Genomic DNA, 25,729 nt, shown 5'->3' on the forward strand with positions numbered 1-25,729 from the left:
CAATCCTTTGCCTACATGCGCTTGTTCAGACAAAGCTTGACCCGAGGAGGGCCCGATGGTTTGCTTTCAGGCACGCTATCCAGGCCCGCGGGCCGCTTCAGTTAACGAGTTATCGAACGTCTTAGGGAATCCCATGAAGAAATTCATCAACACTGTCGAGAGTTTGCTGGATGAAAGCGGGCGCGGCTTTGCGCTGGCGCATGCCGATATCGTTCGCTTCAATCCGGAACCCCGCTATATGGTCCGCATCGCGCCGCGCGTACCGGGCAAGGTGGCGCTGATTTCGGGCGGCGGTTCCGGGCACGAGCCCTTGCACACCGGTTTCGTCGGTCTCGGCATGCTGGACGCGGCCTGTCCGGGACAGGTATTCACCTCGCCCACGCCCGATCAGATGCTGGCCGCCGCGGAGGCCACGGAAAACGGCGGCGGCGTATTGTTCATCGTCAAGAATTACGCCGGCGATGTCATGAATTTCGAGATCGCGGCGGAAATGCTCGACTGCCCCCACGAGACCGTACTGGTGCACGACGATGTGTCCATCCCCGAGCACCAGGGCATGGGCCGGCGCGGAGTGGCGGGCACGACTATCGTCGAAAAGATCGTCGGCGCGGCGGCGGAAGCCGGCATGGACCTGGCCGGCTGCAAGGCGCTGGGCGAGCGGGTGGTGCGGGCCACCGCATCCATGGGCGTGGCGCTGACCAGTTGTACCGTTCCGGCCCTGGGCAAGCCCACCTTCGAGATCGCCGACAATGAAATGGAAATGGGCGTGGGCATACACGGGGAGAAGGGCAGGGAGCGCATGGCTCTGGCGAGCGCTTCGGAAATCGTCGAGCACCTGACGCAAGCCATCGACGGCGAGCTGAAACCCGCCAAAGGCCAGCCGGCCCTGCTGCACGTCAACGGCTTCGGCGCGACGCCGCTCATGGAGCTTTATCTGGTCTACGATCTCGCTCGCCAGTTCTGGGATCAGCGCGGAGTGAGCATCGTCCGTTCGCTGGTCGGCAATTTCACCACGTCGCTGGACATGGCGGGCTGCTCCGTCACGCTGACTCTGCTGGACGAAGAGATGATCAGGTTGTGGGATGCGCCGGTACATACGGCGGCGTTGAGGTGGGGATGTTGAGAACGTTTTACTCCAAATCGCTTTCAATAAGGCATTCATTTTGTAGGAGGGGTAGAGCGAAGCGAAACCCATCGATGGTGGGGTAGGCCGCGAGGCCGTAACCCACCGAGCGGCCTCGAATCGGTGGGTTACGCTTCGCTAACCCACCCTACGATGAGTGTTCACTCGAATGCCGAATGGAATTAGGTCCTAATTGTGAAAAACGGCATCAAAATTACTGTATTGAGTTGGGATGCAAACCGATCATGGACAGATTGGGATGGTAAAGCACGCTACCAATTGGTGCCCCGGCTTGTGGAGTTTGGGCAGCAACCACGACTTGAAGCGAAGCGTCTGGCTCGCCGCATAATGGCCAGAGAGCTTGTATCTTTAACTCTTCCTTCTGACAAGGGCGTTGAGGGAATCCGGCACGTGCTCGAATCCCTGGGGGCAGAGGTAGAAATCAAGTGGCTATAAGCTGTAAGAAGGTTCCCGGGATACCTAACAAGCCGCGGAGGGGTCTACTGTGAGCTCTTCGCCAGCACGTCCCCGATCGCCCCGATGATCAACTGACTGGTCCTCGCCCCCGCATCGATATGGCCGCGGGCGCGTTCGCCGAGGAACGAGGCTCGTCCCTTGGTGGCGATCATGTCGCGGGTCGATTCGCAGCCTGCCCCGGCTACGCGGTTGACCGTTTCCAAAGCTTGCGGCAATTCCCAAGACTCTCGCGCTGCCTGTCGCAAAGCGTTCGCCACTGGTATCAAGACGTCGAGCATGGTTTTTTCGCCCAAATCGGCCTTGCCCCGCTGTTTGACCGATTCGACGCCCTGGCTGAAGGCTTCGGCCAGATTGGGTAGGTTCATGTCCTTGTCCCGCATGGCCTTGCTCATGGATAGAAAGAACGTGCCGTAGAGCGAACCGGAAGCCCCGCCCACGCTGCTCATGAGGCTCATGCCGATTTTCTGGAAGGCGGCGGACCAATCCATTCGCCCGAGCTCTTCCGCCAACGCGTCCAATGCGGCCAGGCCCCGCTGCAGGTTCGCGATATGATCGCCATCGCCGATCGCCTGGTCGAGTTCGGTGACTTCTTCGGCGTGTTCGCGGATGACGGCATCGGCAGCCTGGATGTAGGCCTTGATTTGAGTGGTGCTTGCTGACATGGGACTACTCTTCGGGGTTGTTTACGGTTTTTGAAAAGCGGCCAAGTATCGACGAGCCGGCCATCAAAGGGTAATTTAGGCGCGCTTCGATCGGCAATCCATAATCGAGAATCGATCTCATGACACTCAACGACATTCGCGCCCTGATCATCGATATGGACGGCGTGCTCTGGGAGGGCGATCGCCCGATGCCCGGACTGGTGGAGTTTTTCGAGACCCTGCGGGCCCGTGACATCCGTTTCGTATTGGCCACAAACAACGCCAGCAACACGCCGGAGCAGTACGTCGCCAAGCTCGCCCGCATGGGCGTTGGCGTCGACCGGGAGCAGGTGATCGGTTCCGGCCTCGCCGCCGCGCTGTATCTCAAGCAGCACGCGCCGGCCGGTGCCAAGGTGTTCCCCATCGGCGAGGACGGCGTGTGCCGGGCTTTGCTCGAAAACGGCTTCCGCCTGGCGGAACTCTACGAAAAGGATGCCGATTACGTGGTCTGCGGCCTGGACCGAACCCTGTCGTGGGACAAGCTGGCCACCGCCACCCTGAACCTTCGCGCCGGGGCGAAATTTATCGGCACCAATCCCGACACCTCCCTGCCGACCGAGCATGGCATGACCCACGGCAACGGCGCGGTCTTGGCGGCCTTGCAAGCCGCCACGGGTATCGAACCCACCATCATCGGCAAGCCCGAGCCGATCATGTATCAACTGGCGATGGAGCGCTTGCAGGTGCCGCCCGAAGAAACCGTTGCCTTGGGCGATCGCCTGGACACCGACATCCTCGGTGCCGTGCGCGCAGGCATTCGGAGCATTTTGGTGCTTTCGGGCATTTCCACGCGGGCGCACTTGGCCGACCTCGATTATGCGCCGACCTGGGTGATGGAAGACATCCGCGAAGTCATCGGCGCGATTCAATAGAAAGCCAATCAGCACAGGCCGATGGCTGCGGTAGGTCGGCAATCCTTTGCCGACGAACCCTACGTCGGGAAAGGATTCCCGACCTACAACGGCCCAGCCGTAGGAAGGCAATCCTTTGCCGATAGATTTAACCTTATGAGGAGAACACGATGTCCCTGTTTCTGGATTCAGCCTTCCCCGCCGACGCACGCCAGGCGATGACGCTCGGCTTCGTCGCCGGGATAACGACCAATCCGACCTTGATGGCGAAAGTCGACCGCAAGCCGGAGGATGTGATCGCCGAATTGGCCGACATTTGCCCCGGTCCGGTTTTCTATCAGCTGACCGCGCCGACCGTGTCCGAACGCGAGGCCGAAGCGCGGCGTTTCCTGGCCTTGAGGTCCAACGTGGCGCTGAAGATCGGGATGACCACCGAAAATCTGGTGCTGGCCGCGAAGTTCGCCAAAGAAGGCGTCAAGGTCGGCATGACTGCCAGCTACAGTGCCGCGCAGACGTATCTCACCTGCGAGGCGGGCGTGGCGTATTCGATCGCCTATGTGAACCGCAGCACGCGTCTTCAAGGCGACGGCGCGGCGCTGGTTTCGGAGATGCGTGAGGTGGTCGATGCCTGCGACACGCCGACCACGATTCTGGTCGCGAGTCTGAAATCCGCGAGCGAAGTGGTGCAGGCTGTGGTCGCGGGCGCTCATCACGTCACCATTCCTTTGCCCCTATTACTCGAGATGGGCGATCATCCCCTGTCCGTTCAAGCCATCGAGGAATTCGGACGTGCGGTTCGCAATGCTTGAGGTCGCCGGCTTTCCGATATTCGATTACTCGGGGCGGCGGTCCCGGTTCTCCGGCGGAGCAGTCAGCGATTTCGCCAGCCGTTTGCAAGCCTTCAGTGCGACCTGGCGTAAGGCATAGGTCCTGGCGTAAGCGACCTTTCCGCTCGACCAGACCACGACACGGTATCCACCCAGAGTCCAATATAGCTCGATCGAGATGCCCGATTTGACCATGAAAATCAGCAACCAGAGTGCTGAGACGAAAGATAATGCCGGAAACGATGATTTGGATCGAATAACCAGAAACGCGTTTCTTTCTTACTGTCTTTGAGCGGCTTTTGAGCGTACGCCTATGCCCCGGAAAACACTTCCGCCTGAATCCGCCGAATTTCGTCGCGCAATCGTGCCGCTTCCTCGAATTCGAGTTCGCGGGCGTGGGTGTACATCTTTTCTTCGAGCTGCTTGATCAGCTTGGCGGCTTCCGCCGGTTTTACCGCGTGGTAGTCGGCGCCTTTCTCGGCCACTTTGGCCAGCTTCTTTTTCCCGGAACCCGTTTGTAAAGCGCCCGGTATCGGGACTTCCAGGATGTCCGTCACGCGCTTCGAGATGCCGGTCGGGGTGAGGCCCGTTCGCTTGTTGTAGTCGATCTGCTTGGCACGGCGGCGTTCGGTTTCTTCGATCGCTCGCTGGATCGAGCCGGTGACCGTGTCCGCATAGAGGATTGCCTTCCCGCGAAGGTTGCGGGCGGCACGGCCGATGGTCTGAATGAGCGAAACGGTAGACCGCAGGAAACCTTCCTTGTCGGCGTCGAGGATGGCGACCAGCGAGACTTCGGGGATGTCCAGTCCTTCCCGCAGCAGATTGATGCCCACGAGCACGTCGAACCGACCGAGCCGGAGGTCGCGGATGATCTCGACGCGCTCCACGGTTTCGACGTCGGAATGGAGGTAACGCACGGCGATGTCGTGCTCGAACAGATATTCGGTCAAATCTTCCGCCATGCGCTTGGTCAGCGTCGTGACCAGCACCCGTTCGCTGCGGGCGATGCGCTCGCGAATTTCCGAAAGCAGGTCTTCCACCTGGCTCAGGGCCGGGCGTATTTCAACCTCGGGGTCCACCAGGCCGGTAGGTCGCACCACCTGCTCGATGACCGCTCCGGAATGCTTGAGTTCGTACGGTCCTGGCGTCGCCGAAATGTAGATGCGCTGCGGCGAACGGGCCTCGAACTCCTCGAACTTGAGCGGCCGGTTATCCAGCGCGGAGGGCAGGCGGAAACCGTACTCGACCAGCGTCTCCTTGCGCGAGCGGTCGCCCCGGTACATGGCGCCGAGCTGCGGAATGGTGACGTGGCTCTCGTCGATCACCAGCAAGGCATCGGCCGGCAGGTAATCGAACAGGGTGGGCGGGGGTTCGCCCGGCGCGCGGCCGGAGAGATAGCGCGAATAGTTCTCGATGCCCGAGCAATAGCCGACTTCCAGCATGATTTCGAGATCGAACAGCGTGCGCTGTTCCAGCCTCTGGGCTTCGACCAGCTTGTTCAAAGACCGCAGATCCTCCAGCCGTACCTTGAGATCGGCCTTGATTTGATCCACGGCTTCCATGATTTTTTCCCGCGGCGTGACGTAATGGGTCTTGGGATAGACCGTGTAGCGGGCGATGCGGGAGATGATCTCTCCTGTCAGTGGATCGAACAGCGATAGTCGTTCGATCTCGTCGTCGAACAACTCGATGCGCAGCGCCTCCCTTTCGGATTCCGCCGGAAACACGTCGATCACGTCGCCCCGCACCCGGTAGGTGGCGCGGCGCAGCTCGGTTTCGTTGCGGGTGTATTGCAATTCGGCCAGGCGGCGCAGGATCGTCCGCTGATCGATCATGTCCCCGCGCACCAGATGCAGCACCATGCTGAAATAGGAGGCCGGCTCGCCCAAGCCGTAGATGGAGGACACGGTCGCCACGATGATCGTGTCGCGCCGTTCGATCAGCGCCTTGGTGGCCGACAGGCGCATCTGCTCGATATGCTCGTTGAGCGAGGCGTCCTTCTGGATATAGGTATCGGAAGCCGGGACGTACGCTTCTGGCTGATAGTAGTCGTAATAGGAAACGAAGTATTCCACGGAGTTTTCCGGGAAAAATTCCTTCATTTCCCCGTAAAGCTGGGCGGCCAGCGTCTTGTTCGGCGCCAGGATCAGCGTCGGGCGCTGCACGGCCTGAATGACATTGGCGACGGTGAAGGTTTTTCCGGAACCGGTGACGCCCAAGAGAGTCTGGTGTAACAAGCCGTCGCCGAGACCTTCGATCAGTTGCCGGATCGCTTCCGGTTGATCGCCGGACGGCTTGAACTGACTATGAAGATCGAAACTTTTTCCCCTGGTGGGATTCAGGGGCAAGGTTTCATCGAGTATCATTTTTTGCGGCATAAAGCCTGACCTATTTGACCAATCTTTAACTCGACACAATGAACATCAAACTTTCCGACCGCGTACAGTCGATCAAACCCTCACCTACTTTGGCCGTGACCGCGAGAGCGGCCGCCATGCGCGCCGCCGGCAAAGACATCGTGGGCCTCGGAGCCGGCGAGCCGGATTTCGATACCCCCGAGCATATCAAACAGGCTGCCATCAAGGCCATTCAGGACGGTTTCACCAAATATACGGCGGTCGACGGTACGCCCGGCCTCAAGAAGGCGGTGGTCGCAAAGTTCAAGCGGGAAAACGGGTTCGACTACGACGTCAAGCAAGTGTTGGTATCCTGCGGCGGCAAGCAGAGCTTTTACAACCTGGCGCAAGCGCTGTTGAATCCGGGCGACGAAGTCATCATTCCGGCGCCGTACTGGGTGTCCTACCCGGACATGGTGCTTTTGGCAGGCGCCGTCCCCGTCATTATCGACGCGCCGCAGTCGCAGAAGTTCAAAATCACGCCCGCCCAGCTCAAGGCGGCGCTGACGCCGAAGACCCGGCTGTTCGTCATCAACAGCCCGTCCAACCCGACCGGCATGGCGTACAGTGACATCGAGCTCAAAGCCCTCGGCGAGGTGTTGAAAGACTATCCGGACGTGGTTGTCGCCACCGACGACATGTACGAGCACATCGTCTGGAAGGCCGGCAGCTTCTGCAATATTCTCAATGTCTGCCCGGAGCTGTACGACCGCACCGTGGTCTTGAACGGCGTATCCAAAGCCTATTCCATGACCGGCTGGCGTATCGGCTATGCGGCGGGACCCGCGAAGCTGATCGAGGCGATGACCAATATCCAGTCGCAAAGCACATCCAACCCCACGTCCATCTCTCAGGTGGCCGCAGAAATCGCTTTGACCGGCGATCAGTCCTTTATCGGCGAGATGGTCAAGGCCTTCAAGGAACGGCACGATTACGTGGTGAGCGAGTTGAACAGCATTCCCGGCGTATCCTGTCTCGAAACCGACGGGACCTTCTATGTCCTTCCCAATGTGCAGGGCGTGATCGACCGCATGCCGGGAATTTCCGACGACTTGGGCCTATCGGAGCATCTCATCGAGCACGGCGGCGTCGCCGTGGTTCCGGGCTCCGCTTTCGGCGCTCCGGGTCATGTGCGCCTCTCCATCGCCACCAGCATGGCCAATCTTCAGAAGGCCATGGAGCGGCTGAAGAGCGGTTTGACTTAAATCTTGGCTTTCGTGCCTTGGCCGCGGCAAGGATGCTGTTTCCAAGGCGCTAAACGTTCATTTTCTTGAACTCGGCGGATAGGCGGCTTAGCCGACTATCCGGGGTTCACTGGCGGGCGATGAGTGATGCGAGCGATTCGCCGGCCGAACCGTGTTAACATCGGGCCGACGATGCGGATTGCCCGGCATGGCCGCTGCCCGGGTGCGATATCCGCTAACCGGAATCTCGCCATTTGATGGAGACAGGATTCTCGTCATGGTTCACTCCAAGCTCTCGTCCGTATCGGCGTATGCCCTATCGTTCGGCGCAGCGGTTGCCGTAGCGCTGGCCATATTGCTCCTGCGCCCATCGTATCAAGGCGCGCCCATAGTGATGCCCTTTCTGCTGCCGGTGCTGATAGGCGCTCTTTACGGCGGATTCGGCCCAGGGCTGCTGGCCACGTTATCGGGCGCCGTGCTGGGTACTTATCTCGCGATAACTCCGGTTGGTTCGCCGAGGGGCGAGGGGGCTGACGAATGGATTCCGCTAGGCGCTTTTGTCGTAATGGGACTTGCCATCGTCCTACTGGTCCATTTATGGCGCACCGGGCTCGTGCGGCGCGAGTTGCAGGCGCGACAGCGATTGGAGGACGAGATTTTCAGACGCCAGCAGGCCGAAGAACAGCTCCGCGTCGAGCGCGATCGTTTTGTCGTGACCTTGACCAGCATCGGCGATGCGGCCGTCGTCACCGATACCGGGGGTCGTATAGAACTGTTCAATCCGACTGCGGAATCGCTGACCGGATGGATTCAGGATGAAGCGCGCGGCCAGCCGCTGGAGAACGTGTTTCGCGTCGTTAACGAGGAGACGCTCAATCCGATCGAAAACCCCGTCGAAAAGGTACTGAGAACCGGCGCCGTCGTCGGTCTCGCGAATCATACGGTGCTGATTGCGAGAAACGGACGGAAAATTCCGATCAGCGACAGCGCTGCGCCCATACGAGGCATGGACGGCCGGTTATTGGGCGTGATTCTGATTTTTCGGGATGTCACTGAAAGCCGCCGCGCGGAGGCTGCTCTCGCCGAATCGGAGGCGCTCTATCGTGCGATCGGCGAGTCGATCCCTTTCGGAGCCTGGATCTGCGAGCCGAACGGCGATATCCGCTACTTGAGCGATTCGTTCTTGAAAATGACCGGGATGACGCTGGACGAGTGCATACACGTCGGTTGGACCTCGCGTGTGCATCCGGAGGACCTGCAGCCCATCCTGGATCATTGGAGGTACTGCGTCAAAACCGGCTGCTTCTGGGATTACGAATATCGTATCCGGAGCGCGGAAGGCTCTTACCGACACATTTTGAGTCGCGGCGTCCCGATCCGGAACGCCGAAGGCAAGGTGACGGCCTGGGCGGGCATGAATCTCGACATTACCGAAATGAAAAAGCTACAGGATGAGCTGATCCGTAAGACCGAAGAGTTGACTGCCGCCGACCGGCAAAAGGATGAATTCTTGGCCACGCTGGCGCACGAAATGCGCAACCCGCTGGCGCCGATCATGAGCGCCGTACAGATCCTGCATCGAACCAGCGGCGACGGACCGCAGTACGCTTGGGCCAGAGATGTCATCGAGCGGCAGACGAAGCATCTCACCCGGCTGGTCGACGATTTGTTGGACGTGTCCCGCATCAGCCGCGGAAAGGTCACCTTGAACAAGCAGCCGCTGGAACTGGCCACCATCGTCAACCACGCCATGGAAACGAGCCGGCCGCTGATTCAGGCTCACGGCCACAGCATCAGCCTATCCCTGCCTTCCGAGCCGGTCTGGATCGAAGGCGACCAGATCCGAATCGCGCAAGTCGTATCGAATTTGCTCAACAATGCCGCCAAATATTCCGAGCCGAACAGACAGATTTGGCTGACGGCGGCAACGGAGAACGGACAAGCCGTCATCCGGGTGCGGGATGCAGGTGTCGGGATCAGTCCGGAGGTGTTGCCCCGCATTTTTGACCTTTTCGCCCAAGCCGACCGTTCTTTGGATCGTGCGAAAGGTGGGTTGGGCATCGGGCTCAGCCTTGTGAAACAATTGGTCGATTTGCACGGCGGCAGTGTCGAGGCAAAGAGCGAGGGTATCGGCAAGGGTTCCGAATTTATCGTCCGGTTGCCGTTGCTATGCGATAAGCCGGCGGAGCAGTCGACAGCCAAGCCAGAGGACGATACCGATGCGGAGAAACGCGCTGCGCTGCGCGTGCTGGTGGTTGACGACAATGCGGATGCCGTCGAGGGATTGTCTTTGCTGCTCGAGTTGGAAGGATGCGAGGTCGAGCGGGCGTCGGATGGCCCTACAGCTCTCGCGATTGCGCAGAGATTCGCCCCGGATGTGGTCTTGCTGGATATCGGGCTGCCCGTGATGGACGGCTGCGAAGTGGCGCAGAAGTTGCGCGCCATGCCTCAGATCCGGCAGGCCCTGTTGATCGCCATCAGTGGCTACGGCCAGGATCAGGACCGTTACCGCTGCCTCACGGCCGGTTTCGACCACCACTTCATCAAGCCGGTGAGGCTGGAGGACATCACCCGCGTGATTGCCGAGCATCGGCTGAGGAAGCCGGATACCGGGTCACAGTTCAAGACTTCGAGTTGCCAGTGATCGGATCGTGGACGACATCGGTCATGGCAGATATTTGATCAGCCGAGCCTGGATTCGCGTCATGGGAACCGTGTTGATCCCTCCCGCCTGATGTCCGCCGATGTTGCCGCCGGCAAACAATATGACCACATCGCCGTAATGGTAGGGCGGTCCGAAGAGGACGGCATCGGCACCGGCCGCTTTGGCTCGATCGACGATTGCGCCTACGGCCTCCCGGTCGGCACGGGCCGTAATCTCCGCGATTTCGATGAACGCCCTGTTTTCGGGCCAGGAATCCAGAATATCGATCTCGGCCGTGGGGGGATAGATCCGGCTGGTCAAGGGCTCCTCGCGTAATATCGGTGCGCAGCCGGCCAGCAATGACATGGCGATGACAAGCAGATACTTCATGACAGAACCTCGCGTCCTTGCGAAGCTTGGGCTTCGTATCGGCAAAACATGAATTCAATGAAAAAAACCGCCTCTCATCCTTGAAGCAAAGCGGCGGATACATTCCTATCCGAATCTTAGACGTGACGGAGACATTTGGGTTCCTGAGCGTGGCACGGGCCGGCCGAAACGTCGGAAAGCCGGTGCATCGATCTCAACCCCGATGGGGCCCCGCAAAACCCGCCAGTCCGTAAAGCGACAAGGCGGCGACCAATAGCCAGAACTGACCGACGTGAATGGCCAATACCGTGGCCAGAATGGCGGCGATGACCGATGCGCAGCCGTTGATTCCGAAAGCCCAGGGAATCAGCCGCTCCGCCTCGGCCGCCAGCCGCGAAAGCCCTAGCGGAAAAGGCATGCCCATAAAAAACGCCAACGGCGCGATAAGGGCGAGGACGACCGTCACTTTGATAGGGGCGGGAAGGGCGATGGATACATCAAACAGCGATGGTAGCGTTAAGAAATAAACTGCGGAGACGGCAATAATCGCTTTGGTAGCCCGAGAAATATGCATTCCGGCCTGTTGGGGCGTAATCCTCGCCGCATATCGGCTTCCCAGTCCGGCGAAGATCAGAAATCCTGCGAGTACCATCGCCACGGCATAGAGCGGATGACCCAGGTAAAGAATGAATTTCTGTATGTAAACGATTTCCGTAAACATGAATGCCAGGCCGATCGCGAAGAAATAGCCGAAAACCGGGGATCGTCGGCTATTTTTCAGCCCGCCGTCGCTCCGATGCATCAAGACCCCGAGCGGGGCCAGGATCAGCAAGGTACTGATGATCACTGATTGGAGCAGCGTTGCCAGCAGGATCGGATAGCCCATGTCGAGCAGCGAAAGTCCTCCCGACCCTTTCAGCTTGAAGGCTTCCGCTAGAAGCGGCCATTTGAAGAAGTGAAAGAAATACGGCCGGTCGTCGGTGGCTGGACGGACATCGAACTTGTAGCGCTCTGTAAACGATTCCCGTTCGGGACTCAGCAAGGCCGTCGCCGCTTCGAAGAAATAAGGTTCTTTCAACCGGTTGTGGAGATTGGCTTGCTGTGCTTCGATGCCGGGATAGTAGGCAAGGTCGAATGAGCGTTCGTCGCAGAACTGCCGCAGCGTGGCGATCTCCGGATCGGAAATTTCGCCGTTCTTGATCAACAGAGTGCTGGTCTGCCAGCCGCGGATCCAGATCAAGCGCCGTTCCGGCGCGCTCGCGCCGGCACGCGCCAAGGCATCGGCAGCGGTCGCGAACAGCTTGATCTCGTCACGGGGCGGCAGGCGGACCCAGCGGGTGATGGCCAGAAAACCTCCGGATCTCAGGTGCGCCAAATAGGCTTGCAGGGCCTCAACCGTATAGAGATAGCTTTCGTTCAGTGCATACGAACCCGCCGACGAGGTGTTGAAGGCGTCCAGCAAGGCAATTTGAATCAAATCGTAATGCTCCGCCGACGCGGCGACGAAACTCCTCGCCTCGGCCGCATGTACGCGAACCGAGGGCTGACCGTAAACCTGCCCGGCAAAATCGGCAACATCGCGGGATACCAGGTCGATCATTTGCGGATTGAGTTCCACGGCGTCGATGCGTTCCGCATCGTGATAGATCGCCTGAAGCACTTCGCTGCCCCCGCCCGCGCCCAAAACGAGGACTTTCGGCTTCCGGGGCAACAGGTGATACGGCAGGGCGGACGGCACGTAATCGAGAAAAGCGAGGCTGCCTCGGCTTCCATCCCAACGATTGATGGCGCTCATGCCTTCGCCGTCGGTAAACACCGCCAGTTGCTCCGGCACCGGAACCGGGCTGTTCAGGCTGAGCCCCGGCGCATGGCGGAACGGTACTTCGGGGCTGCGCACCACGCTGAGCAGCCCGAGCGGGCTGGAACGTTCCTCGATTCGCTCCGCTCCGGACACGCGCAATGCCTGGGAGAGGCTTTTGTATTCCACCGGCCGGAGTTCCGCACCGCTCCAATGAACCAGAAGCCACAGAGCGGCAATCACCGCAACTAAAGGCGCGATCAGTTCGCGGGGACGCATTCCCAACGCAATCCAGGCCAAGGACGCGGCCGCAAATCCCGCTCCGCTCGCGAGGACCAGCGCATTCAACGGAAACACCAGGAACAGCAGAAGAACGACCGCCAAAGCGCCTGTTCCCGCTCCCGAGAGATCGGCCGCATAGGTGCGGCCTATCGTCGCTTTGTAGCGCTGGAAGGTCAGGCCGATGCAGTTGGCCGCGAAAAAGAAGGGCGGCGTCAGGATAAGGTAGATCAGAACGAGATGCCCCCATTCCCGCGGACTCCAAAGCACTTCCAGCGCATTGAAGGGCACTTGCTGCGCGGCCAGAAAGCACAATGTCGCGCTCAAGCCGAACAAAGCCGCGTTGAGAACGAATGCGGCACCGAAACGGGGCAACAAATATTCCCGTGCGAGCGTCAGGAACGTTCCGCTCGCGCCGTAGCCGAGCAGCGCCAAGCTGATCATCATGTAGGCAAAGTGATGCCATTGGATAACGGAAAAAAGCCGCATCAAGAGGATTTCATAGACCAGCGCCGCAGCCGAAATCAGCGAAACCGAGAGCAAGAGCAGCCGCGGCGGCGCTTCATGGCGCGCGCGCTCCTCGTCGCGGCGAGATTCGATCGCGGAATCGGCCATGTCTAATGAGCGCCCGTCAAAGGCACGAATTGCACCGGCACGATCTGCCGAGTCGAGATCTTGCCCTGTTCGCTCTTCTCGACGAGCACCAGATACTGCAGCAGGAATTGTCCGCCGACCGGTATGATCATGCGGCCGCCCGGCTTGAGCTGTTGCACCAGCGGCGGCGGAATTTGCGTGGGGGCGGCGGTGACGATGATGGCATCGAAAGGCGCGTGTTCCGGCCAGCCGTAATAGCCGTCGCCGGTCTTGGTCTCAACCTTGGCGTAGCCCAGCCGTTTCAGACGTTCCGTCGCCATTTGGGTCAATTCCGGCACAATCTCGATGGAGTAGACCCGCTCGGCCAATTCCGCCAGGACGGCCGCCTGATAGCCGGAACCGGTGCCGATTTCGAGCACCGTTTCATCCGGTTTGACGCGCAGCAGATCGGTCATCAGCGCCACGATGAAAGGCTGGGAAATGGTTTGTCCGTAACCGATGGGCAAAGGCCGGTTCGCATACGCGATACTGCGCAGATCCTCGCTCACGAACTCGTGCCGGGGAACCTTCCCCATGGCGGCCAGGACCTGGGCATCTAACTCGGTTTTGCCGATTTCGCTGCTGACCCAGCGGGTTTCGCTTCGGATTTCATCGATCAGAGCCTGGCGTTTGGCGGCATATTCGTCGGCGTGAGCCGCTGTGCCGAAGAGTCCGATGCACAGCAGCGCGACCGAGAATTTCAGACGGCGAGTGAAAGGCATCACTGAATCTCCTCCTGACGGATCCCCCGATCATACCGTTAGAGAGGGCTCGTGAGTCTTGGTATCCGTGAAAGCCGGAATAAAGTCGAGTCTGCGGCCGAATCCGCGACTCGGGGTAGCGTGTGAAGGGGTGTCGTCGAAACGAAAAGACGCCCGCTCAAGCGCCGTAGTGCGCTTGAGCGGGCGGAGAGCTCCTAACTTTGGAAAAAGAGGAACCGTTTCCGGATCAGTGCTTGCCCTCCGATTGCACCATCTTTCCGGATAATTCAATTCCGCGTTGAGCGGTCGTCAGAGCGCCCAGCCAAGACTCGACCTCGGCGCTGAGTTGGCCCGAGCCGGCCAGTTTGGCAGTTTGCTCGATCCAGCCGTGATCGGCGACAGGCAGCGGCAGGACGCCTTGGCCGCCCATGCCGTTGTTGCCGACGATATCGGCATCCTTGACGTCGGCGAGCATCACGCGGCCGGCGATTTCGAGCTTATCCATGTCGACCACGATGAGGTCGTTGGCGAACTTGCTGGCGACATAGGCGTAGTAGCCTCCGCCTTTTTTCATGCCGAAATTGACGCCATGGCAGCCCGGTTCGCAGGGCAGGCTCTTGAGCACCTTGTGAGTCGACGTGTCGGTGATGGTAATGGTCGCGCTCAGGGTATTGGCCGTGACCACGTATTTTCCGTCCGGGCTGATCGGGGTCTGGATCGGCAGCAAGCCGTAAGCCTCGCCGGTCGTCTTGCCGCTGATCGGATCGTAATCCGCAGCGAGATTGATGTCCTTGATCTTCTGCTTGCTCTTGATGTCGATCACGCTCAGGGTGCTGAGCAGCGGCGGTGTCCCGAGCAGGTTGGCTACATAGGCCTTGTCGGTCGCGTCGCCCCAGATGGCGATGGGAATCACGCCGACGTTCGGCACGGTGGAGGCCTGGCCGCTGTCCAGATCGACGATGGATACGGAGCCCGCCAAGGCATTCGGCGTCAGCGCGTATTTGCCGTCATGGGTCACGTGATGGCCATGGGGTCCGGAGTTCGGGCCAGTGTTAACGCTGTCCTGAGCCGTCGGGTGCTTGCCTCCGGTCAGCTTCAATACGCGGTCTTCGCCGTTGAGTGCCACGGTCAGGCTGTCATCCGACGGTCGCGACATGACATGAGAAGGCGATTGGCCGACCGTCAGAGCGCCGTAAATCTGTCCGGTTTCACGGTCGAAGGTGACCAGGCGCTTATCGAACCATTCGGTTTGATAGATGTACTTGTAGGACCTGTCCGTCCACATGTTGTGGGGATTGTTCATATTGATGTCGACGCCCTTGACCTTTTTCTTGATGGTCCAGTTCGCTGCGTCAACTTGTGTGGCGGAACCCGGCTTGCTCTTGCCCTTGATGGTCTCGAACTGAGCGTTCACCCAGACCTCGCCGACACCGGGCGTAGCCGGATTGGACAACTTGTTCGGCATGGATACGTTCAGCGCATCCAGGCTGATGACGGTTCCGCCCAGATTCAGTGGGATGGACGGCAGCTTTAGGTCCCAGTTCGGTTTGGAATAGTCACGCCAGAGCGACGGCGTGGTGGCAACGAAGAAGGTCCGAAGCAGCTTCTTGGCGATATCGCTGGTGGTCGGCACTTTTGCTCCGGTGACGAGCTGGATTTCGCTGCCCAGATCCAGTCCTTCCGTATTGGGGTCATCCACTACGACGGCGCCAAACATGTAGGGATGGACCTTGCAGGTAAATACGTACAGGCCGGGTTTATCGAACGTTTGTGTGACGCTGGCGCTCGACGGCTTGTCCTGGTCGACCGGGAACTTGGCGGCGCCGGGCTGCCACAACAGGCTGGTAATCGTGTGTTCGGCGTTGACGTCGGTCATCTTGATCAAGACCGCGTCGCCGGGTTTGACCACGACCAGGCTGTCGCCATCCGTCGGGTCTTTGAACCACCGACCGGGCTCGTCGGTCATTTCCAGCGCGCCGACCGGCATGACGCCCGGAACGCTGAGAATGACGTCGTCTTCGGACGAGGCTGTTTCGGCGCTCACGATGGGCGTCAAGCTCATGGTTCCGAGACTTACGGCAATGGCGGTGGTCAGTTTGCGAAACTTATTCATATTCATAACCTCTTGTTTTGATGTGATTTTGATAGAGCTTACTTGACGACTTTGAAGTCACCCATCATGCCGGCCTGCATGTGCTGGATGACATGGCAGTGGAAGTGCCAGTCGCCGGTGCCGACGCCTTCGCCGGCTTGGACGACGAACGTGTCGCGGCTGATCGGTCCGATGTTGACCGTATCGACGACATGGGTGGTGCCGGGGTTGAGCCAACGGTGCCCGTGCAAATGGAAGGTGTGGAAGGCGGTTCCCAGCCCGATCACGTGGAAGCGGACTTTCTCGCCGAGACGCGCGCCCACCGTGGGATTGGTCCACAGCGGAACCTGCTTGCCCTTGAGGATGTTATTGACTTCCATCCCCCAGAATGTCGTTTCGTGCATCCACAGGACGAACTCGCGTTTGATATCGCCGACATTCACATCCTCGATCTTGCCGTTGATGAGTGCCGGCACCTTTCCGCTACGCGGATTGACGATCAGGGTACCGAACAGTCCCTTGTCCTCGGCTCCGAGCATGGGATTGCCGAAGGTGTGGTCGTGATACGGCCAGGTGCCGGCGGTACCCGGCGCTGCGGTCCATTTGTAGGTGTACGGCTTGCCGGGGAAGGCGGCTTCGTCGGCAACGCCGTTGAGCATCTTCATCGTGCCGTCGCTGCGGATATCGAAATGCACCCCGTGCACGTGCAGGCTGACGGGCTGATCGGTGTTGGGGATGCCGTTTTCCAGGGTGATTTCCGCAACATCGCCCTCGGTCATGACGATGGCAGGGCCCGGAATGGTCGGCTTGTCGCTGTACCGCGCAGTGACATCCTCGGTTTGGCCACCAGCAGTCTGGATCTTATGGCTCACCATCTGATAGCCGAATTGCCCGGACGGTAAGGGGGCTGCACGCAAGGTGATGCGATGGGTGCTCCCCGAAACCGAATCGGTTTTGGCAGGGACATACTCCGCTTGCGCGATCGGGATAAAAAAGATCGCCAACAGCAAAGGTGATGAGAGAAACGATGACGTTCGTCGGAGAATACACGAGAGACTCATAGTCACACTCCTAATAAAGGGTTCCAGTCCGTTTCCGGACCTGACGTCGGCCCAAAAAATTGATGCATCTCTTATGGCATCTTGTTTATCATGCATATTAAATACATGATTACGGTTCTAATGTATCGCACATGCATGTTTATATTTCAAGACGGCATGACCGAAAAAGTCAAGAAATTATTGAGTCGAAACTTTTGTGCCGCATTTGCCTTAAGCCAATCGGTATCGTAAAACGGCTCTAATTGTCCATTCGAGGTGCTAAATGCAGCTGACCCGTTACACCGATTACGCTTTAAGAGTGCTGATGTATGTCGGCATACATACCGAACGCATGGTGACTATCGCCGAGATCGCCAGCGTGTTCGATATGTCTCACAACCATTTGATGAAGGTCGTTCAGGAGCTGTCCGCAAAGGGCTATGTCAAGAGCACGCGCGGAAAGCATGGCGGGATAGAGCTCGGACGCCCTCCCGAGGAGATCAATATCGGCGAGGTCGTACGCCACATGGAGAGCAACTTCCACGTTGTGGAATGCCTTGATCCCGGACGCAGTTTGTGCCGAATCATTCCGGGCTGCACCCTGAAAAAGGTACTTCAGGAAGCGGTCTCGGCCTTTCAGGAAGTTCTGAATCGGTATACGTTGGCGGATCTTCTTAAGAATCGCGCCGTGCTGAACCGATTGCTGACCGAGCGACGAGTCGTCAGCAGGGTTTGAGACGGCCGCTTCGTGCTGATTTACAAGGCGTGGAGACCTGGTTTTTTCTGGAAGTACCGGCGCAAGAGATCGAAACTAAGCGCCGTGACGGTGGATTGTTTACGTGCGGTACCGCCGCCTATAGTCCGAGTTTGCCGCCAGACGCCATCGGGAGCCGCAAGGATGAAATGGACTTCGATCGTTGCGGTTTCGTCGTGTAGCTTATCGCGGGCGTAGTAGGCGATTTGAGCAAGCGCATGATCCGCGCCTTGCTCCCGTAGACGCGGGGCAATCCATGCTGCGGCCCGGGCAAGATCGTCGGACGGCTCCACGCCGAAATATCGGCACAGGCCGGCCGAATCCGGGATCACGACCGCTCCGCGGAACCAGGGCTCGCCGGCGCAGCGGTTGGCTAGCTTGCCTCCGCTCAGAGTTTCAGCGACATAAAGCGTCGACCGGCGCGCGGCGAGTTCGTGGCCGACCACCGAAGCTATGTCGTTTTCCGCTTCCCCTGAGCCGCCGATAGCAAATACTGCATCCCCGATTGCGTCGGCGGCGCGTTTTGCGATGTCGTTGATCTCGGTCTCGGAGAAATCGGCGGGAAACAGCAGCTTGACCTGGTTTTCCGGTCCGCCGGCGCGAAAGCCGAGTTTTACCTCGGGCGGCAAGGCGATTCGATCGAGACGCTCCTGTAGACTCGATTCGCCCATGCCCACAGTGTTCAATACCACCAGCCGCGCCGGACACAACCGAAAGCGACGGTGCAGATCCGGTTTGATCCAGCGACGGAACATCGCCTTCATCTCGCCGGGCACGCCGGGCATGAAGACGAAGCGGCAACGGCCGGCCGTGAGAGCGAAGCCGGGAGCGGTGCCCCAAAGGTTGTCGAGACGCTCCGAGCCGCGCGGGAGGAGTGCCTGCTTCCTGTTGATGTCCGGCATCGCGCGTCCGAATCGCATGAAATAAGACTCGACCTGAGCCAGCGCGTCTTCGTCCAGTTCGAGGGGCGGGCCGAAAGCCTGGCTGACTGCTTCGGCGGTGAGATCGTCGCAGGTCGGTCCCAATCCGCCGGTACAAATGCATAGATCGGCGCGCCCGGCGATTTCGCGGAGCAAATCGACCAACGCTTCCAGCCGGTCGCCGACCGCGGTATGCCGGGCCACGTCAAACCCCAGTGCAGTCAACTTTCGCGACAGCCAGGCCGAATTGGTATCGGTGATTTCGCCGGTGACGATTTCATCCCCTTGCGAAAAGATTTCTGCGACAGGTCTTTGCATGATCAATGTCCGGAATGTATGGCGGCCACCCGATGATGCCAGAAGGGCAGGGAGACCATGGCGAAGAGCGTGGTCAGCGAGACGGCCAGGGCGTAGAACGAAGTGTCGAGCCGGTAGCGGTCGCAATAAACGACGCCGAGCAGCATGCTCGGCATGGCGGCCTCCAATACGAGTGCTGTCAGAGTATCGCCCTCGAATCCCAGGGAGAGCCCCAACCCCAGACCGAACAACGGCATGGCGCCCATTTTGAATGCCACGACAACCGAAGCGAGCGGCAGGTTACGGCTATGCCAGGAATTCCAGCGCAGGCCGAGTCCCAATGAAATCAGCATGAGAGGCACGACGGCCGCAGACAAGCCCATCAAAAACCGCTCCATCCAGGCGGGTTGCGCCACGCCCGCGAAATTCAGGCCTAGTGCGACCGCCGCGGCCCAGAGCGGCGGATTGAGCAGCAGAGAGCGGAGCATCGAACCGTTTTCCGAGTTCGTCGTACCGTAGTGCCGGGCGATCAGGATACCGAGGGTAAAAACCAGCGGCATGGACGCGAACAAATCGATTTGAATAACGATGGTGCGTGCCCAAGCACCGAAGGTCTGCTCCAGCACGGGAAGCCCCATGTAGGTTACGTTCGAGAAAGCGATGCTCAGCATCGCGGCGCCCAGGCGTGGCCGAGCCAGCTTGACCAGACGGGCGGCCAGCCAGGTGATGGCGGTGCCGAACAGAATGATCCCCGCGCCGAACAGCGAAATCTTCAATGTCTCGATACCTAAATCGGCTGTCCACAGCACGGAAAGCACCAGCGCCGGCAGCAAAAGATGAAATACCACAGCGGTCAGCGCCAAGCGAGTTTGATCGGCATCCAGCCCGCCAGGCCGTATAATGCGCCACATTGCGCCGCACAGGATCAATACGGCCATCTGCATCAGCACGGAAACCATTCGCGACTCCTGGGTTCGAGGAGGCGTTATTCTAGCAATCGCAGTGCCGACACCGAGATCACAGCGGTCGAACGACCCGGAAAAAGAGGAACAGCCATGACCGACACCCTTTCGAAGAAACCTATCCCCTCCCGAGACCGCCTCATCATGGCTCTGGACCTGCCGAGCATTGCCGAAGCCAAGGACCTGGTGGAAACCTTGGGCGATTCGGTGAGTTTTTACAAAATCGGGCTGGAACTGTTCATGGCCGGCGACTACTTCGAATTGATCGAATGGCTCAAGAAGCGGGGCAAGAAGATCTTCGCCGACCTCAAGTTTTTCGACGTGCCGGAAACGGTTGCGCGGGCAGTTAGAGCCCTGAGCGCCCATGGCGTCGAATTCGCCACCGTGCACGGCAACGATGCGATCATGGAGGCCGCTGCGAAAGCCAAGGACAATCTCAAGATTCTCGCCGTCACGGTATTGACCAGCCTCGATCAAGGCGATCTCAGAGATCTCGGCTTCGAGTGCGACGTGCAGCGCTTGGTTCTCTCCCGCGCCCGGCGCGCTTTGGCCTTGGGCTGCGACGGCGTGATTTCTTCGGGCCTTGAGGTTCCCGCATTGCGGCAGGAAATTGACGAAAAGCTGCTGGTCATTTCACCCGGCATTCGTCCCGTGGAAAACCGTCCGACGGACGACCAGAAGCGGGTTGTAACGGTCGAGCAAGCCTTCTTGAACGGCGCCGATTACATCGTCGTCGGCCGCCCGATACGGGATGCGGACAATCCGCGCGAGGCGGCGGAAAAGGTGCAGGCGCAGATCGAAAACGTGTTCAGGAGGGTGGCGAGTTAAAACGTCAGCTCTGGCTTGTCGTCTCGCGAGTCCCGCTATGCAAGCCCTTTGGCTGGAAGACAGACGGCTCTCCATTCGTAACGATCTTTCCATTCCCGTCCCGCCCGCAGGCGAGGCGCTGGTTCGGGTGCGGCTCGCAGGCATCTGCGGCACCGATTTGGAGTTGGTGCGGGGTTATTATCCTTACGCCGGCATTCCCGGACATGAATTCGTCGGCGAAGTCGCCGACTCGCCCGATGGTACGCTCATAGGCTGCCGGATAGTCGGTGAAATCAATGTCTCTTGCGGAGAGTGCGAGAGCTGCCGGCGAAATCTTCCCACCCACTGCGAGCGCCGTACCGTGCTCGGTATCCGCGATCGGCACGGCGCATTCGCCGAATATCTCACCTTGCCTTTGCGGAATCTGCATCGGGTGCCGGACACCGTGCCGGACGAGGCGGCGGTCTTTGCCGAACCACTCGCCGCGGCGCTGCAAATTCAGCGGCAAATATCGATAAATGCCGGCGATCGAATATTGTTGATCGGAGCGGGCCGGTTGGGACAGCTCATTGCTCAGACGCTGACGCTTACCGGCTGCGATTTGTGCGTTTCGGCGCGACATCCCCGGCAGAAAGCGCTGCTTCTGAGTCGGGGAATCCGGTTGATTGCCGAAGACGAGATTCCCGCTCGACATTACGACATCGTCATCGAGGCGACCGGTTCGCCGGCCGGTTTCGATCTTGCCCGGCGCGTCGTCCGCCAGCGCGGCACGCTGGTGTTGAAATCGACTTATCGGGACAGCGTAAACGTGAATCTTTCATCCTTGGTCGTGGACGAGATTTCGCTGCTCGGTTCTCGCTGCGGCCCTTTCGGTTCGGCCCTGCGCTTGCTGGAGCAGAAAGCCGTTGATCCCGCTCCGTTGATCGATGCGGAATATTCTCTAGCCCGTGCGGTCGAAGCCTTCGAATTCGCTAAGAGGCCGGGCGTCCTTAAGGTGCTGATCCGTCCATAGTCGATTTTTAGCGGCGGTGGACGATTCCCGGAACCACTATCGGATATGGCGCAATCGGAATATGCCTTGCGGCCTCAACCTTCCGGCGCGTCCGTTCCAGTTGATCTTGCTGGGTTTGAATCGTTTCGTCTTTCGATTCCAAAGCTTGCTGCAAGCGGGCTTTTTCCCCCTGATATCTTTCCTTCAGCCGTTCCATGTCCTGCCCGCTCGGAGACCTGAATTCGGACGCCTTCCTGCCGCTCAATAGGGCCGCGCGATGAGCGAGCAAGTCCAAAATCAACTCTTGCTTGGCCGCAGGCGTCAATTCGTACTCCGGTCCCAAACCGGCCGGCATCTTCTTTATTCGATCCATTTCCCGATCGATCCGCCGCAAATGGTCCTTGGCGAGATTTCGGCAGACCGCGTCGATTGGGCCTTTATAAAGGTTTCGCTGCTCGTCCTCGGCCGGAGTCGCATTCATGCCTGCGGGTGGATGATAGCCGTAGCGGACAGTGCCCGAATTATCCGTCCAACGATAAAGAGTCGCGGCTCCTGCCGGCGTGGCCAGACTCGCGAAAAGAAGACAAACAGCAGCAAAACGCAGTTTCATGGAATTTCTCCGGCGATGGCGGTTCTTAATCTGACTGTAGGACTCCAGATTCGCTCCCGCCGATTCGCCTGAACGTTGCCTGACGAAGGGCTCTCCAGGATACGCGCCGAGGCAGCTTATCGTTAAGCCCGATCTGTTATACCTATAAGTTTTTGTGCTATCGTTCGCCCCCTTATGCACCATCTCGAAACCGCGTTCAGCACGTCCTATCTCGTAGCCCTGCTGATGGGGCTTTTCAGTTCCCTGCATTGCTTAGGGATGTGCGGTTCCATCATCGGTTCGCTGACCCTGAGTTTGAGGCGGGAAATCCGCGAGCAAAAATCCCTGCTCATGCCCTTCGTATTCAGCTACAACTTGGGGCGCATAGCCAGCTACTCGTTGGGGGGGCTGCTTGCGGGTCTTGCTCATCATGTTCTCAGTATGCCGCTCGGAGAAGGGCACGGGCATCGCATCTTGCAAATCATATCCGCACTGATCATGGCCGGAGCGGGTCTGCATATCGCCGGCTGGTTTCCGCGATTCGCTTACATCGAGAAGGCCGGCGGAATCATCTGGAAAAGAATCGAGCCTTACGGCCGGCGCCTGATCCCGGTGGAGACCTTGCCCAAGGCTTTCATCTTCGGCATGATTTGGGGTTGGCTGCCGTGCGGTCTGGTCTATACCGCGTTGGCGCTCGCCGCGACGACCGGAGATGTGGTGCGCAGCACCTTCACCATGTTGGCGTTCGGCATAGGTACTTTGCCTGCCGTCATGGGCGTCGGTATAATGACCTCGTTAATGGTGCGGTTGTCCAATATGAAGAAATTTCGCCAGGCGGCAGGGGTCACTCTGATTGTCTTGGCCCTATTGGCGGCATTCCCTTGGCTCAACCCCATGGTTCGCCATACAATAGGTTCCTAAAAGAAGGAGGAGGGTGAGATTATGTTTGAGAAGCTGATCGGCCAATCACCGAATTTCGAGGCGTTATTGCGCAGCGCCAGAATGATTGCCGCGACCGACGTGACTGTTTTGGTCGTCGGAGAGACCGGTACCGGCAAGGAGGTGCTGGCGCATGCTTTGAAAGAACATAGTCCTCGTGCAAATAAACCTTTCATCACGCTGAATTGCGCCGCACTTCCCGAGGCGTTGGCCGAGTCGGAATTGTTCGGGCATCGCAAAGGCTCGTTCACCGGTGCGGTGAATGGTCAAACCGGCCGTCTTCAAGCCGCTGACGGGGGTACCGTATTCCTCGACGAAGTCGATTCTCTGCCCATGGCTCTGCAGGCGAAGTTCCTGCGCTTCCTCGAGACCGGCGAGATTCAGCCGGTCGGCGAAACCCATACGTTGAACGTAGACGTCCGGATTATCGCCGCGACCAATGCCAATCTTCAGGAAAAGATTGCGCGGGGAGAGTTCCGTAAAGACCTCTATTACCGTCTCAACGTCGTTCCGATCGAGATACCGCCGTTGCGCGAGCGCATGGGCGACATCCAGTTGCTGCTGCAGCACTTTATGATGCAGTTTGCCGAAGAGCATAAGCTTCCGGAGGCTTCGTTCAGCAAGGCGGCTCTCAGCCGGCTTGCAACTTACTCCTGGCCTGGCAACGTCAGAGAACTTCGCAATGTGTGCGAGCGACTGTCCATCCTGCTGGCCGGGCGGACTATCGATGAGGGCAATCTGCCTCTGGAGATCGTCAATAGGGTGCCGTCGCAGAAGCCGGTATTTGACTTGCCTGAGCTGGGCATCGATCTGGAAAAAGTCGAGATGGATCTGATTCGCCAGGCCTTGGCGCGGACCAATGGCAACCGCAGCCGCTCGGCCCGGCTTTTGGGAATCTCACGGGATACTTTGCTTTATCGCATGCAGAAATACGGAATCAGCTAAGAGACATTTTCCTGGGCGGTCTCACTCTCCCGCCCAACGGAATTCTTAAAGCCCGCGGTAAGACCACGGGCTTTTTTCGTTTAGACGAACTTCAGACCTTTTTTCGCAGCAATCCGCATGCGTAAGGCATTGAGTTTGATGAACCCTTCCGCGTCTTTCTGGTTGTACGCGCCGCGATCGTCCTCGAACGTGGCGATGCTCATGTCGAACAGGCTGTTGCTGTCGGACTTGCGGCCGACGACGGTCACATTGCCTTTGTAAAGCTTCACTCTGACTTCGCCGTTCACTGCCGCCTGCGAGGCGTCGATTAGTTCTTGCAGCATCAGACGTTCCGGGCTCCACCAGTAGCCGTTGTAAATTAGGCTGGCATAGCGGGGCATCAGTTCGTCCTTCAGATGTGCTACTTCGCGGTCCAGCGTGAGGGATTCGATGGCGCGATGGGCTCTGAGCATGATGGTGCCGCCCGGTGTTTCGTAGCAGCCGCGGGACTTCATGCCGACGTACCGGTTTTCGACGATATCCAAGCGGCCGACGCCGTTAGCGCCGCCCAGTTGGTTGAGCTTCGCCAGGATTTGTGCGGGTGAGAGCGATTCGCCGTTGATAGCTACGATGTCGCCGCGCTCGTAACTCAGCTCGATATAGGTCGGTTTGTCCGCTGCTTTTTCCGGGGACACGGTCCAGCGCCACATGTCTTCCTCGGGTTCGGCCCATGGATCTTCGAGAATGCCGCCTTCGTAGGAGATGTGCAGCAGGTTGGCATCCATGGAATAGGGCGATGCCTTGCCACGTTTCATTTCGATCGGAATGCCGTGCCGCTCGGCATAGGCCAGGAGCTTCTCGCGCGAATTCAGATCCCATTCCCGCCAAGGGGCGATGATCTTGATGTCGGGCCGCAGCGCGTAAGCGCCCAATTCGAACCGGACCTGATCGTTACCCTTACCGGTAGCGCCGTGGGCGATGGCGTCGGCCCCGGTCTCGTTGGTGATTTCGATGAGACGCTTGGCGATCAAGGGTCGGGCAATCGACGTTCCCAAGAGGTATTCGCCTTCATAGATCGCATTGGCGCGGAACATCGGGAACACGAAATCCCGGGCGAATTCCTCCTTGAGGTCGTCGATGTAGATTTCTTTGATGCCGAGAGCCTGAGCTTTGACACGCGCGGGCTCCAACTCCTCGCCCTGGCCGATGTCCGCGGTGAAGGTGACGACTTCGCAGCCGTAGGTCTCCTGCAGCCACTTGAGGATGACAGAGGTGTCGAGCCCGCCGGAGTAGGCGAGGGCGACCTTTTTTACAGTCTGGTTGGACATGATGTTCCCGTTGCGTGAAGAAGAGAAAAACGGCGAGATTATAACGTTGTCGCGAAGCTCGCGCAGCGTGAGGCTACGGATTTCGAACGTTTCGAGAGGTCAA

23 protein-coding genes are annotated in these 25,729 nt (G+C 59.1%); 11 read left to right on the forward strand and 12 right to left on the reverse strand.

Features of this window, described 5'->3' with window-relative positions; translation table 11 throughout:
• Nucleotides 1–133: 133 nt before the first annotated feature.
• Complete coding sequence (dhaK, locus tag JOD69_RS01690; protein WP_086135188.1) at nt 134–1,123, forward strand: dihydroxyacetone kinase subunit DhaK; 990 nt, start codon at nt 134–136, stop codon at nt 1,121–1,123.
• A gap of 195 nt (nt 1,124–1,318) precedes the next feature.
• Nucleotides 1,319–1,579 (forward strand): hypothetical protein, encoded by a 261-nt coding sequence (locus tag JOD69_RS01695; RefSeq protein WP_210023778.1) that lies wholly within the window; start codon nt 1,319–1,321, stop codon nt 1,577–1,579.
• A gap of 44 nt (nt 1,580–1,623) precedes the next feature.
• On the opposite strand, the gene dhaL is transcribed toward JOD69_RS01695, so the two are convergent.
• On the reverse strand, nt 1,624–2,262 hold the full coding sequence (dhaL, locus tag JOD69_RS01700; RefSeq protein ID WP_086135189.1) for a dihydroxyacetone kinase subunit DhaL: 639 nt from the start codon (nt 2,260–2,262) through the stop codon (nt 1,624–1,626).
• Nucleotides 2,263–2,381: 119 nt separating this feature from the next.
• Between dhaL and JOD69_RS01705 the strand changes: the two genes are divergently transcribed.
• Nucleotides 2,382–3,173, forward strand: coding sequence for an HAD-IIA family hydrolase (locus JOD69_RS01705; RefSeq protein ID WP_077728404.1), 792 nt, complete (start codon nt 2,382–2,384; stop codon nt 3,171–3,173).
• Between the two features lie 149 nt (nt 3,174–3,322).
• The gene (locus tag JOD69_RS01710) at nt 3,323–3,961 is read left to right on the forward strand and encodes a transaldolase family protein (RefSeq protein ID WP_077728403.1); all 639 of its coding nucleotides are present in this window, start codon (nt 3,323–3,325) and stop codon (nt 3,959–3,961) included.
• 24 nt (nt 3,962–3,985) lie between these two features.
• Here the strand turns inward: JOD69_RS01710 and JOD69_RS01715 are convergent, their stop codons facing one another.
• Nucleotides 3,986–4,186 (reverse strand): hypothetical protein, encoded by a 201-nt coding sequence (locus JOD69_RS01715; RefSeq protein ID WP_086135190.1) that lies wholly within the window; start codon nt 4,184–4,186, stop codon nt 3,986–3,988.
• A gap of 104 nt (nt 4,187–4,290) precedes the next feature.
• Nucleotides 4,291–6,345, reverse strand: a complete 2,055-nt coding sequence (gene uvrB, locus JOD69_RS01720; RefSeq protein WP_086135230.1) for an excinuclease ABC subunit UvrB — start codon at nt 6,343–6,345, stop codon at nt 4,291–4,293.
• 50 nt (nt 6,346–6,395) lie between these two features.
• Here uvrB and JOD69_RS01725 point away from each other — a divergent pair, with 50 nt between their 5' ends.
• Nucleotides 6,396–7,580, forward strand: a complete 1,185-nt coding sequence (locus JOD69_RS01725) for a pyridoxal phosphate-dependent aminotransferase (protein ID WP_086135191.1) — start codon at nt 6,396–6,398, stop codon at nt 7,578–7,580.
• Nucleotides 7,581–7,836: 256 nt separating this feature from the next.
• A complete protein-coding gene (locus JOD69_RS01730; RefSeq protein WP_168183885.1) occupies nt 7,837–10,203 on the forward strand; it encodes a PAS domain S-box protein in 2,367 nt (788 codons plus the stop codon).
• A 21-nt stretch (nt 10,204–10,224) separates the two neighbouring features.
• Here the strand turns inward: JOD69_RS01730 and JOD69_RS01735 are convergent, their stop codons facing one another.
• The 5 genes from JOD69_RS01735 to JOD69_RS01755 form a co-directional block, all read right to left on the reverse strand.
• Complete coding sequence (locus JOD69_RS01735; protein ID WP_086135193.1) at nt 10,225–10,593, reverse strand: hypothetical protein; 369 nt, start codon at nt 10,591–10,593, stop codon at nt 10,225–10,227.
• A gap of 193 nt (nt 10,594–10,786) precedes the next feature.
• On the reverse strand, nt 10,787–13,264 hold the full coding sequence (locus JOD69_RS01740; protein ID WP_077728398.1) for an SAM-dependent methyltransferase: 2,478 nt from the start codon (nt 13,262–13,264) through the stop codon (nt 10,787–10,789).
• 2 nt (nt 13,265–13,266) lie between these two features.
• On the reverse strand, nt 13,267–14,004 hold the full coding sequence (locus JOD69_RS01745) for a protein-L-isoaspartate(D-aspartate) O-methyltransferase (RefSeq protein ID WP_077728397.1): 738 nt from the start codon (nt 14,002–14,004) through the stop codon (nt 13,267–13,269).
• Nucleotides 14,005–14,230: 226 nt separating this feature from the next.
• Entirely contained in the window at nt 14,231–16,096 is a 1,866-nt protein-coding gene (locus JOD69_RS01750; protein ID WP_086135232.1) for a hypothetical protein, read from the reverse strand.
• A 38-nt stretch (nt 16,097–16,134) separates the two neighbouring features.
• Nucleotides 16,135–17,136, reverse strand: a complete 1,002-nt coding sequence (locus JOD69_RS01755; protein WP_077728396.1) for a multicopper oxidase domain-containing protein — start codon at nt 17,134–17,136, stop codon at nt 16,135–16,137.
• A 262-nt stretch (nt 17,137–17,398) separates the two neighbouring features.
• On the opposite strand from JOD69_RS01755, the gene JOD69_RS01760 reads away from it, so the two are divergent.
• Nucleotides 17,399–17,851, forward strand: coding sequence for an Rrf2 family transcriptional regulator (locus tag JOD69_RS01760; protein ID WP_077728395.1), 453 nt, complete (start codon nt 17,399–17,401; stop codon nt 17,849–17,851).
• 20 nt (nt 17,852–17,871) lie between these two features.
• Here the strand turns inward: JOD69_RS01760 and JOD69_RS01765 are convergent, their stop codons facing one another.
• Entirely contained in the window at nt 17,872–19,107 is a 1,236-nt protein-coding gene (locus tag JOD69_RS01765; RefSeq protein ID WP_086135194.1) for a molybdopterin-binding protein, read from the reverse strand.
• A gap of 2 nt (nt 19,108–19,109) precedes the next feature.
• A complete protein-coding gene (locus JOD69_RS01770) occupies nt 19,110–20,045 on the reverse strand; it encodes an AEC family transporter (protein WP_077728393.1) in 936 nt (311 codons plus the stop codon).
• Nucleotides 20,046–20,141: 96 nt separating this feature from the next.
• On the opposite strand from JOD69_RS01770, the gene pyrF reads away from it, so the two are divergent.
• Together pyrF and JOD69_RS01780 are read left to right on the forward strand one after the other, a co-directional pair.
• Entirely contained in the window at nt 20,142–20,876 is a 735-nt protein-coding gene (gene pyrF, locus JOD69_RS01775) for an orotidine-5'-phosphate decarboxylase (RefSeq protein WP_077728392.1), read from the forward strand.
• A 37-nt stretch (nt 20,877–20,913) separates the two neighbouring features.
• A complete protein-coding gene (locus JOD69_RS01780; protein WP_077728391.1) occupies nt 20,914–21,867 on the forward strand; it encodes an alcohol dehydrogenase catalytic domain-containing protein in 954 nt (317 codons plus the stop codon).
• Between the two features lie 7 nt (nt 21,868–21,874).
• Here the strand turns inward: JOD69_RS01780 and JOD69_RS01785 are convergent, their stop codons facing one another.
• A complete protein-coding gene (locus tag JOD69_RS01785) occupies nt 21,875–22,456 on the reverse strand; it encodes a DUF4124 domain-containing protein (RefSeq protein ID WP_086135195.1) in 582 nt (193 codons plus the stop codon).
• 174 nt (nt 22,457–22,630) lie between these two features.
• Between JOD69_RS01785 and JOD69_RS01790 the strand changes: the two genes are divergently transcribed.
• Nucleotides 22,631–23,356, forward strand: a complete 726-nt coding sequence (locus JOD69_RS01790) for a sulfite exporter TauE/SafE family protein (protein ID WP_240502381.1) — start codon at nt 22,631–22,633, stop codon at nt 23,354–23,356.
• A 21-nt stretch (nt 23,357–23,377) separates the two neighbouring features.
• The gene (locus JOD69_RS01795; RefSeq protein WP_077728389.1) at nt 23,378–24,319 is read left to right on the forward strand and encodes a sigma-54 dependent transcriptional regulator; all 942 of its coding nucleotides are present in this window, start codon (nt 23,378–23,380) and stop codon (nt 24,317–24,319) included.
• Between the two features lie 80 nt (nt 24,320–24,399).
• Here JOD69_RS01795 and JOD69_RS01800 read toward each other — a convergent pair whose 3' ends face one another.
• A complete protein-coding gene (locus JOD69_RS01800; RefSeq protein ID WP_077728388.1) occupies nt 24,400–25,626 on the reverse strand; it encodes an argininosuccinate synthase in 1,227 nt (408 codons plus the stop codon).
• Nucleotides 25,627–25,729: the final 103 nt, after the last annotated feature.

It is taken from the genome of Methylocaldum sp. RMAD-M, from assembly GCF_017832375.1.
Lineage (GTDB): Bacteria > Pseudomonadota > Gammaproteobacteria > Methylococcales > Methylococcaceae > Methylocaldum.

Bases quoted from the DNA above. Each gene is read 5' to 3' on its own strand.
- dhaK (WP_086135188.1), top strand. From the start codon at position 134: ATGAAGAAATTCATCAACACTGTCGAGAGTTTGCTGGATGAAAGCGGG.
- dhaL (WP_086135189.1), bottom strand. From the start codon at position 2,262: ATGTCAGCAAGCACCACTCAAATCAAGGCCTACATCCAGGCTGCCGAT.
- JOD69_RS01705 (WP_077728404.1), top strand. From the start codon at position 2,382: ATGACACTCAACGACATTCGCGCCCTGATCATCGATATGGACGGCGTG.
- JOD69_RS01710 (WP_077728403.1), top strand. From the start codon at position 3,323: ATGTCCCTGTTTCTGGATTCAGCCTTCCCCGCCGACGCACGCCAGGCG.
- uvrB (WP_086135230.1), bottom strand. From the start codon at position 6,345: ATGATACTCGATGAAACCTTGCCCCTGAATCCCACCAGGGGAAAAAGT.
- JOD69_RS01725 (WP_086135191.1), top strand. From the start codon at position 6,396: ATGAACATCAAACTTTCCGACCGCGTACAGTCGATCAAACCCTCACCT.
- JOD69_RS01730 (WP_168183885.1), top strand. From the start codon at position 7,837: ATGGTTCACTCCAAGCTCTCGTCCGTATCGGCGTATGCCCTATCGTTC.
- JOD69_RS01735 (WP_086135193.1), bottom strand. From the start codon at position 10,593: ATGAAGTATCTGCTTGTCATCGCCATGTCATTGCTGGCCGGCTGCGCA.
- JOD69_RS01740 (WP_077728398.1), bottom strand. From the start codon at position 13,264: ATGGCCGATTCCGCGATCGAATCTCGCCGCGACGAGGAGCGCGCGCGC.
- JOD69_RS01745 (WP_077728397.1), bottom strand. From the start codon at position 14,004: ATGCCTTTCACTCGCCGTCTGAAATTCTCGGTCGCGCTGCTGTGCATC.
- JOD69_RS01750 (WP_086135232.1), bottom strand. From the start codon at position 16,096: ATGAATAAGTTTCGCAAACTGACCACCGCCATTGCCGTAAGTCTCGGA.
- JOD69_RS01755 (WP_077728396.1), bottom strand. From the start codon at position 17,136: ATGAGTCTCTCGTGTATTCTCCGACGAACGTCATCGTTTCTCTCATCA.
- JOD69_RS01760 (WP_077728395.1), top strand. From the start codon at position 17,399: ATGCAGCTGACCCGTTACACCGATTACGCTTTAAGAGTGCTGATGTAT.
- JOD69_RS01765 (WP_086135194.1), bottom strand. From the start codon at position 19,107: ATGCAAAGACCTGTCGCAGAAATCTTTTCGCAAGGGGATGAAATCGTC.
- JOD69_RS01770 (WP_077728393.1), bottom strand. From the start codon at position 20,045: ATGGTTTCCGTGCTGATGCAGATGGCCGTATTGATCCTGTGCGGCGCA.
- pyrF (WP_077728392.1), top strand. From the start codon at position 20,142: ATGACCGACACCCTTTCGAAGAAACCTATCCCCTCCCGAGACCGCCTC.
- JOD69_RS01780 (WP_077728391.1), top strand. From the start codon at position 20,914: ATGCAAGCCCTTTGGCTGGAAGACAGACGGCTCTCCATTCGTAACGAT.
- JOD69_RS01785 (WP_086135195.1), bottom strand. From the start codon at position 22,456: ATGAAACTGCGTTTTGCTGCTGTTTGTCTTCTTTTCGCGAGTCTGGCC.
- JOD69_RS01790 (WP_240502381.1), top strand. From the start codon at position 22,631: ATGCACCATCTCGAAACCGCGTTCAGCACGTCCTATCTCGTAGCCCTG.
- JOD69_RS01795 (WP_077728389.1), top strand. From the start codon at position 23,378: ATGTTTGAGAAGCTGATCGGCCAATCACCGAATTTCGAGGCGTTATTG.
- JOD69_RS01800 (WP_077728388.1), bottom strand. From the start codon at position 25,626: ATGTCCAACCAGACTGTAAAAAAGGTCGCCCTCGCCTACTCCGGCGGG.